This is a genomic window from Bradyrhizobium sp. 31Argb, assembly GCF_043638955.1.
Classification (GTDB): domain Bacteria; phylum Pseudomonadota; class Alphaproteobacteria; order Rhizobiales; family Xanthobacteraceae; genus Bradyrhizobium.
This window is the reverse complement of record NZ_JBEGDB010000006.1, coordinates 65,582-79,015: the sequence shown is the minus strand read 5'-3', so window position 1 is coordinate 79,015 and position 13,434 is coordinate 65,582. Positions and strand designations below refer to the sequence as shown.

The following is a 13,434-nucleotide window of genomic DNA, read 5'->3' as shown; positions in this document are numbered from 1 at the left end:
CGCGCATCCCATCTTGGCCAGCGATCATCCGATCGCATCAAACAGGCCGGACATATGGATGCAGCGATCCGATCACCTCAAAAGCTCTTGTGCCACGGGGGCCGTCCACATATGGGTCCCGGGTCCCGGCTACGCCAAGGCTTCGCCGCGCCGCGCAAGCCCGGGACGACGGGGACCGTCATTGCGAGCGCAGCGAAGCAATCCATGTCTCCGCAAGCGGCGCGATGGATTGCTTCGCTCCGCTCGCAATGACGTAGGGAGAGGTTCCGATTCAATTGTCAAACAGCGGAGTGGATGCGAGTGCGCGCTCTCGCGGGCGCTTTGCGCCCGAGCTTTGCATCTCGCTTCACCCTCTCATTGAGCATTTGATAGGACCGCTGCTGCGGTTGTCGATGCGTGTCTGCGTGGTGGACTGGGATTGGCCGATAACGCACGGATCGCCCCCCCAATGGGCCCTCAAAAGACCAGTGAACGGTGCACATGCACCCCAGCCATTGCGCCATCGCCGACCGCAAGCGATACCGAATGCGGTACTCGCGCGACGTCTCCGCAGGCAAAGGCGCCGCGCACCGTCGTTTGCTTGCTTTCGTCGGTTCGGATCTGGATGCCGAACGGAGTCGTTTCCAATTCGCAGCCAAGCGTCTCGGCCAATGGCGTAGAGGGCACATTGCGCGTTGCGGTGAACAGGCCGGCGAAAGGCAGGACGCGTCCGTCTTGTAGCCTCACGTCTGCGTGGCCTTCGATCCCTGCGATAGGACCTGCCTCGATCGTGACGCCGCGCGCAGCAAGCTCGGCGCGGGCGTCCGCGTCCGGCTCGAAGGCGCCGTTGAGCAGGAGCGTCACGTCTCCCCATTCCGTAAACAGAACTACGTGATGGAGCACGTCCGGGCTTGTGGCGATCACACCGATCCGTCCCTCATTCAGTTCATATCCGTGACAATAGGGGCAGTGAAAGACGCTACTGCCCCAGCGCTCGGCGAGCCCATCAAGAAGAGGGAGTGCATCGCTGACGCCGGTGGCAAGGATAAGCCTCTTGCCACGATAGAGCTCGCTGTTGGCTGTTGTCACCGCGAAGCCGTCTCCTTGCCGCTTGGCGTCGGTAGCGGTTCCCTCGAGCCATGTGAGCGTCGGATAGGCCATGAGCTGTTCTCGCGCAGTGCGTGCGATCTCGGCTGGATCGACTCCATCCTGACCAAGAAAGCCGTGGGATGCCGAGGCGAACCTGTTGCGCCGGGCGCCTGCGTCAACGACGATCACCTTGCGCCGGGCGCGCAACAATTGAAGGGCCGCGGCCATGCCGGCGTAGCTGCCACCGATGACGATCGCGTCATGAAGCATTTCTGTTCCTTTCCTTGTGGTGCGCCATATGACGTCGCGAGAATTCCGCACTGAGATCGGCGAGGGTGATGCCGCCGAAGCGATCGAGCAGTAGCGCCTCTGCTTCGGCGAAAGCTTCGCCCAAAACGGCGTTCAGCGGTTCGCCGTGCTCGGCCATGTGCAAAAGAGCATGAACACGGAGGAGAGGCGGCTGTCTCGCATTATGTAACTTCGTATATTACATGAACTGCCAAGTTTCAAGGCGAGCCTTGAGGCCCGGAGCGATTCTCCTCGAAACTACGTCAAAGCCCCTTCACCAAAATCCGATGGCGCCACTCTATTGATTTGCAGGGACGTCGGCGCGCCGTCGTATCGTGGGAAGATTCCTTCTCCCCACTCGGCGATGGTGGGCCATTCAGCAATGTCTGGCAGGGCCGGATGCATTGCGAGATGTGCGCGAATGGATTCGGGAAGAAAGCGCCAATTTGGCGTGAAGGAAAACAGCAGCGCGTCGCGCCGTGAAGGGCTGCGGTTCGGATGCGTTCCATGGAGGAGACGGTAGTCCACCGCCGCTGCATCGCCACGGCGCACATTGAGCGTGATCTGTCCTTCGTGGTCACTCAGGGCAGGGTGGTCGGCCGCCAACTGCTCGGCGGCTGCGCGAGCCGGCGCTGAACCTGCTTTTCGATCGCTTGCAAGTCAGGTTCTTCAAAGGGCGCCGGGATGGTTGTGAAACCGTCTACAGCAAAATCGCTCGAACCTTATATGCGGGCTCCGTTACGCAGATGAAGTTTCATTACGAGATTCATCCAACCGCCGAAAGCTGACGGATCGGCTCCGGCGATTCGAACACGTGCGCCGATGCGCCCTTGACGAAAGGCACACACTCCTATAGGAACCAGTCAGTTCCAGAACTATTTGGTTCCAAATATGCCGCCCCAAGACCCGTTGAGCACCACGTTTGGTGCCCTGGCTGATCCGACCCGCAGAGCAATTCTCGCGCGACTGTTGGAGGGCGAAGCCTCGGTCGCCGAATTGGCCAAGCCATTCTCGCTGACGCCCCGGGCTGTCTCCAAGCATGTCGCCGTGTTGGAGGCGGCGGGCCTGGTGACGAAGGGCCGCGATGCCCAGCGACGTCCGTCGCGGATCGTCGCCAGCCCGCTGATCGAGATCGATTCCTGGCTCGCCAACTATCGCAAGCTCTGGCTGCAGCGCTTCGACAAGCTCGAGACCCATCTGGCAAAGCAAACGGGAGGAGAATGATGGACAGAGGCAAGGTGACCTTGGAGGAGAGGCCGCTGGGCGCCACCATCCAACGCTGGTTTCCAGCCCCGCCCGAGCTCGTCTATCGCAACTGGATTGAAGCCGAACAGATCCGGCATTGGTTTGCGACCGACGGCTACGAGGTCACTAGCTGCGAGATTGATGCACGGCCGGGAGGAAAGTGGCGGGTCGATTTTCGCTCCTCGACCGGGCAGGTCTATTTCGAGCACGGTGAATTCCGCGAAATGGTGCCGGGGAGGTCGCTCGTGCTGACCCTGACCCAGGTCGATGGCGCTCACACAGGACCGGAGACGCTGATGACCGTCACCTTCGAGGCTTCACGCGGTGGCACTGACATGACGTTCCGCCAGATTGGCTACGACAACAGCCTGCGCCGCGACGGCAATGCCGAGGGCTGGCAGGAATGCTTCGACAAGCTCGGCGCCCGCCTGACAAGCTCGAACGTCACCGCCTGAAAGGAGAAGCATATGAGCAGGAATGCAGCAGAAGAGCAGAAAGTCCGCGCTCTTTTCGCCGACTGGCTGCGCACTTCATCGGCGCTGGACATCGATGGCGCCATGCGTCCTCTCGATCCCGATATTCATTCCTATGAACATGTGGCGCCACTTCAGTACCGCGGTATCGATGCCATTCGCGAAGTCTGCCAGCAGGGCTTCGACCTGATCAAGGGCGACTTCGAATGGGACAATTCCTGATCTTCAGGTGATCGTGCGCGATGACATTGCCATCGCGTGGGGCCTCAACCGCATGCGCTACCGTTCAGCTTCAGCGCCGGTGGTTGAGAATTGGTCGCGAAGCACGAGAGTGTTTCAGAAGAAGGACGGGCAATGGAAGATGATCCACCAGCATCTTTCCGTCCCCGCCGATCCAAAAACCGGACATGCCAGATTCGACCTGAAGCCCTGAAATGGCGATTGCCGAGCAACCCTGCCGATGCGATGTGCCGCTGAAATTGTACAGACCGCGCAACGAGCGGCCCGATGGCTCGCGCTGTTATCTTTGTGGACTGTGCGGCGAAGCCCATTTGGTCCTTTGCAAGCCGGGAAGGCTTTGTTATAGGGCTGACCGCAAGCGAAACGCCGGTTTCGCCTATTCCTCGGTAGCTCAGCGGTAGAGCATTCGACTGTTAATCGAATGGTCGCTGGTTCGAATCCAGCCCGGGGAGCCAACATTTCAATTAAATCAAGCTGTTAGCCGAACCTCCTAAGCTCCTGGTTTCGCGTATGCGCGGCCCGGGCAAGGCGGATTCGCATCCGACGTCCCGATTCAAGTCGTCCTGAAGGGCGCGACTCAATCACATCCGCGTGGCGCTTTGCGGGTTTGGTGCGGACAGCCGCCAAATCGACTCATTCACCGTCGATTCTTGGCTAAGCAGGGTTCCTTGCGAGGTGATTCCATGGCCGTCTTCGACACCGAGGTGCCGAAAACAACACCCTCGATCGTCCCGAGCGATATCCCCACCATGAGCGACGATGAATGCCTCCGGCGGCTCGCGCAGATCGTCGAAGAGCACGATTCCGCGCGTCTTGACGAGGCTGCGAGGCTGATCGGCCGGCTTGCCGTCGCGATCGAATAGACGCCGTTCCCCTGCAAGAGTTCGTGCGGCCGGTATGGCCCATCGGGCGTGTTGCGTTTTGATCCTGCTTGTTACAAAAGACGGGCGGTCTCACTCCCGTCGCGGCCGCGCCGCACGACTTGCAGGTTTCAGCCCATGTCCGGTTTCTCGACCGCGCGCCAGAAAATGGTCGATGGCCAGGTGCGCACCAGTGACGTCACCGACGCGCGTATTCTCGATGCGATGCTTGCCGTGCCGCGCGAGGCTTTCGTCCCCGACAGCAAGCGCGCGCTGGCCTATCTCGATCTCGACCTCGATGTCAGCGAGGGCGGGGCGACGAAGCGCTACCTGATCACGCCAGCCGTGATGGCGAAGATGCTGCAGGCGGCTGAGATCAATTCGACTGACCGCGTTCTGGTCGTCGGCTGCGCAACCGGCTACGCGGCTGCCGTGGTTGCACACCTCGCCGGGGAGGTGTTTGCCACCGAAAGCGAGCCGACGCTCGCCGACCAGGCCAAGGCCGCGCTTGCGGGGGCTGGTGCCGCCAACGTGACCGTCCATGCCGCGCCGGCGGCGAAGGGCGATGCCGCGGACGCACCGTTCGACGTCATTTTCCTCAATGGTGCCACCGAGATCGTGCCGCAGGAACTCTTTGAGCAGCTCCGCGAGGGCGGGCGGCTGGTCGGGGTGTTTGCCTTGTCGCAGCCGCAGCGGGCCGCCATCGTGACACATACCCACGGGGATTTCGGGCATCGGCCGCTATTCGATGCCGTGGCGCCGCTCCTGCCGGGCCTGGAGCGCGTGCCGGCTTTCGTGTTCTAAGATGGATCGCCCCGGAGGGAGGAAGGCTTCGAGGCGTTTCGGCGAATACGGATTCACATCAAGGGAAGGATTCCTAGCCGGCTCGAACGGAGAAGTCCGGTTCGTGGCGGCTTGGTGGCGATTCGAAGCGTTAAAATCCCGTTCTGAATCAGAAGTGTGGCCCGTTTGCCCCACGTGAAGAGTTTCCACCGGGTTCCGTTGCGAGGTAGTTCCGTCCAGCCTAGCTGCGGAATAAGGTGAGGCGGGACTCACTTCGATCGAAGCAGCGCCCGGTTCATGGTCTCGAGCCGGGTGGTGAATAGCAATGGATGGATTATTGGGGATGCGTGGGGTGAAGGTTGTCACCGGAGCCGCGGCAGCGGTCCTTTTGTTGGCGTGCATGGGACCGACGCCGGCCCTGGCCGACACGATCGAGGCCGCATTGGTTCGTGCCTATCAGACCAATCCGCAGCTCAATGCGCAGCGCGCCTTCGTGCGCTCCACCGACGAAAACGTGCCGCAGGCTTTGTCGGGCTACCGGCCGAGGGTGTCGATCACGGCGAGCGGCGGTTATCAGTACACTGATGCCGTCTCGGGTGGAGTGGCTGCGCATGGAGCGCAGGCCCCGCGCGCCGTCGGCGCCACGATTTCGCAGACCCTGTTCAATGGATTTCAGACCGGCAACCGAACGCGGGCCGCGGAGAGCCAGGTTTCCGGCTCACGCGAAGCGCTGCGGAATATCGAACAGACCGTGCTGTTCAGCGCCGCGCAGATCTACATGGACTACCTGCGCGACGCGGCGATCGTCGAGGTCCAGCGCAGCAACACGCGGGTGCTCGAGCAGACGCTCAAGCAGACCCGCGACCGATTCAATGTCGGTGAGGTGACGCGTACCGACGTCGCGCAATCGGAGGCTCAGCTCGCCGCCGGACGCACGCAGCAGCTCACGGCCGAATCCCAACTGACCACGACGCGATCGAACTTCCGGCGCATCATCGGCAGCGAACCGACGAATCTCGCGCCGGGCTCACCGGTCGACCGTTTCCTGCCGCCGACCCTCAATGCCGCCATCGAACTCGCGCTGACGCAGAACCCGAACGTGACCGCAGCGATGTTTGGCGTCGACGTCAACTTCCTCAACGTCAAGATCGCCGAAGGCGCGCTGTTTCCGAGCGTGACGCTGCAGGCGAGCGCGCAGCAGGCCTACGATCAGACGCTGGTCATCCAGCGCCAGTTCCAGGCGTCGGCGATAGCGCAGATTGCGGTGCCAATATACCAGGGCGGCGCCGAATATTCGCTGATCCGCCAAAATAAGGAATCGTTGGCCCAGCAGCGCCTTGTGCTCGAACAGACGCGCGATCAGGCGCGCGCCAATGTCGTCACGGCATGGGGCCAGTTGTTGGCCGGCAAGGCGCAAGTAACCTCCGCGCAGGCGCAGGTGACGGCATCCGAGATCGCGCTCAACGGCGTGCGCGAGGAAGCCAAGGCCGGGCAGCGCACCACGCTCGACGTGCTGAACCAGCAGCAGGCCCTGGTCAACGCCCGCAACGCTCTCGTGATTGCGCAGCATGACCGTGTGGTCGCCTCCTACAGCGTGCTGCAGGCGGTGGGCCGGCTGCAGCCCCAGGTGCTCAACCTGCCGACCTCGACCTACGATGCGAGCGTGCACTACCAGCAGGTGCGTGATAGCTGGGCTGGGGTTCGAACGCCCGACGGCCGCTGATCGTCGCTCCCACATTGCTCTGAACAGACAATTGGGCCCGCTTGGCTAGCGGGCCCAATGCATTTCTGAGCCCTCGTTTGTCCCACCCGCGGCCGCCGACTCCATATGTCGCGTGGTGGTCATGAAGACGCCGCAAAACTTCGAAGCGCGTTGCTTGCAATCGATTGTTGCCCTGACATACCGTTTCCATAGGCAACAGAACGATTCGCAACGGCTTTTTGCGTCCATCGCTGCGGATCGGTTGCCGTGAGGGCGAACGCACCGCGTGCAACGCACCGGTAACCGTTGATCTGGGGACAAGTCCGGACTCGAGCGATGAAAAATTCCGGCCGCTTCATCCGGAACCGCCGAATCTCGTGCGGTTTGGTGTAGGATAATTTCGATGTGGAGTCGGAAATGACGCAACCTGCAAAGGTCCAAGAGCCCTCCATGGAGGAGATTCTGGCGTCGATCCGTCGCATCATTGCCGATGATGAGGCCAAGCCCGCTTCCGCGGATAAACCCGCAAACGACAGGCCGGCAAGTGTTGCGGCGCCGGAGAAACCGGCGGTCGCCGCCGCGCCTGCCCCCAAGCCGGTGGTGAAGGACATTCCGCCGCCGCCGACTCCTGCAGCAGCGAAGCCGGCGCCACCAGCGCCAAAACCTGCGCCGGCGCCACCACCAGCCAAAACCAACAACCAGGACGACATCGACGCCATGCTGGCGAGCCTCGATGAGGCGACGCAGGAGGCCGAAGTCAGGCCGCCCCAACCCGATGGCGACGTATTCGAACTGACTGACGAAATGGCCCTGCCGGATCCAGCACCGACGCCCAAGCCGCCGCCACCGACCTTTCAGAAAGTTGAACCGCAGGACGACATCGAATTCACGGAAGCCACCAAGCCGCCGCCTCCACCGCGGCAGTCAGCCTATGAGCCGGCGACCGAGAGTTCCTCCTATGGTCAGCAGCCAATCTTGTCGCGCACGACCATGAACGCGGTCGAAAGCGCGTTCAATTCGCTGGCCAATACCGTGCTCAGCAACAATGCACGGACGCTGGAGGATTTGGTCAAGGAAATGCTGCGGCCGATGCTGAAATCCTGGCTGGACGACAACCTGCCGGGGCTGGTCGAGCGGATCGTGAAAGCCGAGATCGAGCGGGTTTCGCGCGGGCGCTAGCCGCTCGGGCTGCGAAGCCCCCTCAATTCAGCCATCCCGAATGGGTGTTATGGTGGCTTGGACGCGTCGGTCCGGTTGACTTGGCGCGTTCGGACGGCTTTTTAGCGCTCTCAAACATCCCATTTGTAGTGCCATGATCGAGAAAAACTACCAGCCTGCCGATATCGAAAGCCGGATGTCCCGCGTCTGGGAGGAGAGCGGCGCCTTCAAGGCCGGCCGCCCCGAGCGGCGCGACGCCGCGCCGTTCACCATCGTGATCCCGCCGCCGAACGTGACGGGCTCGCTGCACATGGGACATGCGCTGAACAATACGCTGCAGGACATCCTCTGCCGCTTCGAGCGCATGCGCGGACGCGACGTGCTCTGGCAGCCCGGCACCGACCATGCCGGCATCGCCACCCAGATGGTGGTCGAGCGGCAGTTGATGGAACGGCAGGAGCCAAGCCGTCGCGAGATGGGCCGCGCCAAATTCCTCGAGCGGGTCTGGCAATGGAAGGCCGAGAGCGGCGGTACCATCATCAACCAGCTCAAGCGGCTGGGCGCCTCCTGCGACTGGTCGCGCGAGCGCTTCACAATGGACGAGGGCCTGTCGCGCGCGGTCGTGAAGGTGTTCGTCGAACTCCACCGCGAAGGGCTGATCTACAAGGACAAGCGGCTGGTCAATTGGGACCCGAAACTGCTCACCGCGATCTCCGATCTCGAGGTGCAGCAGGTCGAGGTCAAGGGCCACCTTTGGTACCTGCGCTATCCGATCGAGGGCAGGGCGTTCAGCCCTGACGATCCCGCAAGCTTCATCGTGGTCGCGACGACCCGTCCCGAAACCATGCTCGGCGATACCGCGGTGGCCGTGCATCCGGACGACGAGCGCTACAGTGCGCTGGTCGGCAGCCACGTGATCCTGCCGCTGGTCGGCCGCAGGATTCCGATCGTGGCTGACGATTACTCCGATCCAGAGAAGGGCTCCGGCGCAGTAAAGGTCACGCCGGCGCACGACTTCAACGACTTCGAGATCGGCAAGCGCCATGGGCTGCCGCAGATCAGCGTGCTCGACCAGGAGGGCAAGCTCTCGCTTGTCGGCAACGAGGACTATCTGCGCGGCCTGCCTGAGGGTGCGCTGCAGTTCGCTGAAGAGTTCCACGGCGTCGAGCGCTTTGCCGCGCGAAAACAGATCGTGGCGCGGCTGGAGGATTTCGGCTTTCTCGAGAAGATCGAGCCGAACACGCATATGGTGCCGCATGGCGACCGTTCCGGCGTGGTCATCGAGCCGTTCCTCACCGACCAATGGTATGTCGACGCCAAGACGCTGGCGCAACCGGCGATCGCGGCCGTGCGCGCGGGCGAAACCAGCTTCGTACCGAAGAACTGGGAAAAGACCTATTTCGAATGGATGGAGAACATCCAGCCCTGGTGCATCTCGCGCCAGCTCTGGTGGGGCCATCAGATCCCGGCGTGGTACGGGCCCGACGGCAAGGTCTTCGTCGCCGAGACCGAGGAAGAGGCCGTTGGCAACGCGCTCGGCTATTACGTCGAGCAGGAAGTCATCACGCCGGAGCAGGGCCACGACATGGCGGAGGACCCCGCCAAGCGCGAGGGCTTCATCACCCGCGATGAAGACGTGCTCGACACCTGGTTCTCGTCCGCGCTGTGGCCGTTCTCGACGCTTGGCTGGCCGGACGAGACGCCGGAGCTGCAGCGCTACTATCCGACCGACACGCTGGTCACCGGTTTCGACATCATCTTCTTCTGGGTGGCGCGGATGATGATGATGGGCCTTCACTTCACGAAAGAGGTGCCGTTCTCGACCATCTACATGCACGCCCTTGTCCGCGACGAGAAGGGCGCCAAGATGTCGAAGTCGAAAGGCAACGTCATCGATCCCCTGCATCTCGTCGACGAATACGGCGCAGATGCGCTGCGCTTCACGCTGGCGGCGATGGCGGCGCAGGGACGCGACATCAAGCTGTCGACGCAGCGCGTCGATGGCTATCGCAGCTTCGCCACCAAGCTCTGGAACGCCTGTCGTTTTGCCGAGATGAACGGCGCCGCCCTGACGGCCGGGTTTGATCCGACCAGCGTGAAGGAGACGCTGAATCGCTGGATCATGCATGAGACGACGCTTGCGGCCCGCGAGGTGACTGAAGCGATCGAGGCGTACCGTTTCAATGATGCGGCAGGCGCGGTCTATCGCTTCGTCTGGAACGTGTTCTGCGACTGGTATGTCGAGCTGACCAAACCGCTGTTGATGGGCGAGGACGGGCCTGCGAAGACCGAGACCCGCGCCATGATCGCATGGGTGCGCGACGAGATCCTGAAGCTGCTGCACCCGTTCATGCCGTTCATCACCGAGGAACTCTGGGACGTCACAGCGAAGCGCGACGGTCTTCTGGTGCTGGCGCCATGGCCGCGAAAGGCGCGCGCGCTAACGCCTGAGCAGATCGCCACGCTTTCGCTGGCAGGGCCGACCGACGCGCTCATTCCGCCCGTGATCGGCACGTTCGAGGATGACACCGAGGAGGAGTTCAGCGACCCCGAAGCCGAGGCCGAGATCGGCTGGGTGGTTGATCTCGTCAGTGCGATCCGCTCGGTGCGCGCGGAGATGAACATCCCACCGTCCACGTTGACGCCGCTGGTGCTTGTAGACGTTTCCGATGAGACGAAGGCGCGGGGGCAGCGCTGGAACGATGTCGCCAAACGGCTGGCGCGGCTGGCCGACATCTCCTTTGCCGATGCCGCCCCGGAAGGTGCTGTGCAGCTATTGGTGCGCGGCGAGGTCGCGGCGCTGCCGCTGAAGGGCGTGATCGATCTTGCCGCCGAGCGCGCGCGGCTCGAGAAGGAAATCGCGAAAGCCGACGCCGACATCAAGCGCGTCGACGCCAAGCTTTCCAACGAGAAGTTCGTCGCCAACGCGCCGGAAGAGATCGTCGAGGAAGAAAAGGAAAAGCGCGAGGCGGCGCTGGAGCGGAAGGCAAAGATCCTCGAGGCGCTCGAGCGGCTGAAGAAGGCTTCTTGAGAAGAGGTAGGGTGGGCAAAGCGCAGCGTGCCCACCATGCACGTTCGGTGCAAGTCTTCGGTGCAAGTCAGGGTGGGCACGCTGCGCTTTGCCCACCCTACGACCCGCGCCTAGACAAACGTGAAGTCGCTCGCGTGGAGCTGATCGAGCGTCGTGTTCCTGATCTCGACCGAATTGTTGTCGTCGAAGGTGATGACGACGCTCGTTCCGCTCTGCGCCATGTGCGATTGCACGGCGTTGAAATCGGCAAACACCGTGCGGTTGAACTGAATCAGATCCTGCGCGCCATCGGTGTTCTGGAAGTCGACAATGACGTCCTTGCCGAAGCCGGGGCTGAACATGAAAATGTCATTGCCTGCGCCGCCTGACAAAGTGTCGTTACCGCCGTCGCCATTGAGCCTGTCGTCGCCGCTGCCGCCGTACAGGAGCTCGTTGCCGGTTCCGCCCATCAGCGTGTCGTTGCCGTCATCGCCCAACATTTGGGTCGCGGCCGGACCGCCTTTCATCGAGTCATTGCCGGCGCCGCCATAGAGGGTGTCGTTACCGCCGCCGCCTGAAAGATAGTCATTACCGTCGCCACCCTTGATGACGTTGGCGGCCCATCCGCCATAGAGCTGGTCGTTGCCGGCGCCGCCGTCGAGCAGGGCGCCGGTATCGCCGTTGCCCGCTTTGATGATGTCGTTGCCATCGTCGCCATAGAGTTGATCAGTTGCGGTGGCAATGCCAGGACCGCCATTGATCGTGTCGTCGCCTGCGCCGCCATGGATCACGTCGGCACCGGCGCCACCGTTGATCACATCCTTCCCAGGACCGCCGTCGATGATGTCGTTGTCGGTCGACGCGCCAAAGAACAGGTCCTGGTGGCCGCTCATGTCATAATGGATCGCCTTGTTCTGATAGAGATTCCAGGTTCCCGGCGAGCTCGGATTGACCGCATCGGCAACCGACAGATGATCGCCATTGACCGTGATGTCCTTGATGTAGAGGTTGCGGTCGCCACTAGCGCCGGCGATGTCGTTGATGAAGGCGAGATCGAGACTTGAGATCGTCGCGGGGTTGGCGAATGTGAAGGTGAAGGTCTGGAAGCCCGATGCGTTGGTCGCATTGTGGAACTCGACGGTGTTGCCGACCTGCTGGCCATTGACCAGAAGCTGCATCTGCGCGCCGATGCCGTCGACCACGGAGCCATAGCCGGTCACGGTGACGGTGGTTTGCGTCAATTTCGGAATCGTGTCGGGACCGCCGGTGATGGTGTCGTCGCCCGCGCCGGCCTTGATCGTATCGTTGCCGACCCCGCCCGACAGCACGTCATTGCCGCCGCCGGTATCCATCAGATCGGCGGCCGGAGAGCCCGTCAGGGTCTGGCCGGGGGGCTGACGCTCGCCGCCGTACCATTCTGTGATCAGCCCCTGAGCCGGCTTCCCTTCCGGTGAGTAGCCGAGTGGTGAATATTTGTTGTCCGCATCCCAGTTCCAGATCGAAGCGCCCCTGAACCAGCTTCCGCCTTCCGATCCCCACACCTGAAAGAAGGCGTTGAACGCGTCATATTGCTCCTGGACGTCCTGCGTTGAGCTCCCTGGGTTGCCCGGGCTGATATTGGTGCCGTCGACGCTGCGATAGCCTGTTTCGGTGAAGACCACCTGCTTGCCGTATTGAAGGGCGAGGGAGTGGAAGAAATCGACCGGCGATTTGTGATCCATCACCTTGGCCCAATAATCATCGGTGGACATGGTGTTCCACGCGTTGACCATTTCCTGGACGGTTGGATCGCGCTCGGTCGTCAGCGGCGGATAGGCGTTGACGCCGATGACATCGACCTTGTCCCAGAAGCTGACATTGATGGCTTCATCGGTGGCGGCGGCGTAGGTGATTTCGCCGTGATACACGGCGCGCACGGAATTGATGATGTCCACCCAGTCGTCGCGATATTCGGGACCGGAGAGCTTGCCGAGCTCATTGCCGATCACGAACATGCTGACGCCGGCTTGCTGGGCGAGTTCCGCCATGTGAACGATTTCGGTCTTGTAGGACGCGAAGAAGGCGGCGGGATCGTCCGGTGTCAGCACATGTGCAAGCGAGCCATCGAGAGCGGAGACCATGGGTTTCAGCGAAACCGAAAGGCCGAGCGCCTTCGCATCCGCGATGGCTTTAAGGATGTTGGCGTCGCTCTCGGTCTTGCCGGGATCGGCGAACACATCGTCCGAATGCCTCGTGTTCGTAAAGAGCCGAGGCGCAAGCTCGATCGAATTTGCATTGGTGTCCGCGATTGCCTGCATGGCATCGCGCGCCGCGCTGGTGACGAATGCACCATTGTAGTTGGACGGGAATCCGAATCCTTCGACAGTAAAAACGCCCGCCATCGGCCAGCTCCTTAGTTTCTATGTTTTCTATTTCGCTGTTTCGGTGGCCAGCATTTTGCGCAGGACTTGTTCACCTGCGTTGTGTTCCGTCATTTCAGCAGAGCACAATTCATAAGCAACTCACACGCGTGCAGCGAAGCAACGCGCGCTCAGTCTGCACGCGCAACGTGGGCGTGTCGTGACAGGATTGCGTCGATGTTGCGATTGTTGATGCGCGCCTCGTTAC

The 13,434-nt window shown here is 62.0% G+C and carries 13 protein-coding genes and 1 tRNA gene; 10 read left to right on the top strand and 4 right to left on the bottom strand.

Annotated elements, in window-relative coordinates; genetic code table 11:
• Positions 1 to 456 precede the first annotated feature (456 nt).
• The 3 genes from AAFX91_RS02375 to AAFX91_RS02365 form a co-directional block, all read right to left on the bottom strand.
• Positions 457 to 1,338, bottom strand: coding sequence for an NAD(P)/FAD-dependent oxidoreductase (locus tag AAFX91_RS02375; protein ID WP_130581700.1), 882 nt, complete (start codon positions 1,336 to 1,338; stop codon positions 457 to 459).
• Positions 1,328 to 1,495, bottom strand: a complete 168-nt coding sequence (locus AAFX91_RS02370; RefSeq protein WP_207234582.1) for a hypothetical protein — start codon at positions 1,493 to 1,495, stop codon at positions 1,328 to 1,330. Before AAFX91_RS02370 ends, AAFX91_RS02375 begins: the two co-directional genes overlap by 11 nt.
• Positions 1,496 to 1,614: 119 nt before the next feature.
• Positions 1,615 to 1,962 (bottom strand): hypothetical protein, encoded by a 348-nt coding sequence (locus tag AAFX91_RS02365; protein WP_394565437.1) that lies wholly within the window; start codon positions 1,960 to 1,962, stop codon positions 1,615 to 1,617.
• A gap of 285 nt (positions 1,963 to 2,247) precedes the next feature.
• Between AAFX91_RS02365 and AAFX91_RS02360 the strand changes: the two genes are divergently transcribed.
• From AAFX91_RS02360 to AAFX91_RS02315, 10 genes are all read left to right on the top strand, one after another.
• Positions 2,248 to 2,580, top strand: coding sequence for a helix-turn-helix transcriptional regulator (locus tag AAFX91_RS02360; RefSeq protein WP_130581698.1), 333 nt, complete (start codon positions 2,248 to 2,250; stop codon positions 2,578 to 2,580).
• Positions 2,580 to 3,056: an SRPBCC domain-containing protein gene (locus AAFX91_RS02355; RefSeq protein ID WP_165421366.1), complete on the top strand. Its 477-nt coding sequence runs from the start codon at positions 2,580 to 2,582 to the stop codon at positions 3,054 to 3,056. The genes AAFX91_RS02360 and AAFX91_RS02355 overlap by 1 nt, the downstream gene beginning before the upstream one ends.
• Before the next feature lie 12 nt (positions 3,057 to 3,068).
• Positions 3,069 to 3,296 (top strand): hypothetical protein, encoded by a 228-nt coding sequence (locus tag AAFX91_RS02350; protein ID WP_130581696.1) that lies wholly within the window; start codon positions 3,069 to 3,071, stop codon positions 3,294 to 3,296.
• A gap of 7 nt (positions 3,297 to 3,303) precedes the next feature.
• Positions 3,304 to 3,507, top strand: a complete 204-nt coding sequence (locus AAFX91_RS02345) for a YybH family protein (protein WP_394565436.1) — start codon at positions 3,304 to 3,306, stop codon at positions 3,505 to 3,507.
• A gap of 187 nt (positions 3,508 to 3,694) precedes the next feature.
• A tRNA-Asn gene (locus tag AAFX91_RS02340) sits at positions 3,695 to 3,769 on the top strand.
• A gap of 228 nt (positions 3,770 to 3,997) precedes the next feature.
• Entirely contained in the window at positions 3,998 to 4,177 is a 180-nt protein-coding gene (locus AAFX91_RS02335; protein ID WP_130581694.1) for a hypothetical protein, read from the top strand.
• A 135-nt stretch (positions 4,178 to 4,312) separates the two neighbouring features.
• A complete protein-coding gene (locus tag AAFX91_RS02330; protein WP_130581693.1) occupies positions 4,313 to 4,978 on the top strand; it encodes a protein-L-isoaspartate O-methyltransferase in 666 nt (221 codons plus the stop codon).
• Positions 4,979 to 5,300: 322 nt separating this feature from the next.
• Entirely contained in the window at positions 5,301 to 6,680 is a 1,380-nt protein-coding gene (locus tag AAFX91_RS02325) for a TolC family outer membrane protein (protein WP_130581692.1), read from the top strand.
• Positions 6,681 to 7,076: 396 nt separating this feature from the next.
• Positions 7,077 to 7,838, top strand: coding sequence for a PopZ family protein (locus AAFX91_RS02320; protein ID WP_394565435.1), 762 nt, complete (start codon positions 7,077 to 7,079; stop codon positions 7,836 to 7,838).
• Between the two features lie 133 nt (positions 7,839 to 7,971).
• Positions 7,972 to 10,848 carry a valine--tRNA ligase gene (locus tag AAFX91_RS02315; RefSeq protein WP_394565434.1) on the top strand — a complete coding sequence of 959 codons (2,877 nt, stop codon included), beginning with the start codon at positions 7,972 to 7,974 and terminating at the stop codon, positions 10,846 to 10,848.
• Between the two features lie 110 nt (positions 10,849 to 10,958).
• On the opposite strand, the gene AAFX91_RS02310 is transcribed toward AAFX91_RS02315, so the two are convergent.
• The gene (locus AAFX91_RS02310; RefSeq protein ID WP_394565433.1) at positions 10,959 to 13,208 is read right to left on the bottom strand and encodes a glycoside hydrolase family 113; all 2,250 of its coding nucleotides are present in this window, start codon (positions 13,206 to 13,208) and stop codon (positions 10,959 to 10,961) included.
• Between the last annotated feature and the right edge of the window lie 226 nt (positions 13,209 to 13,434).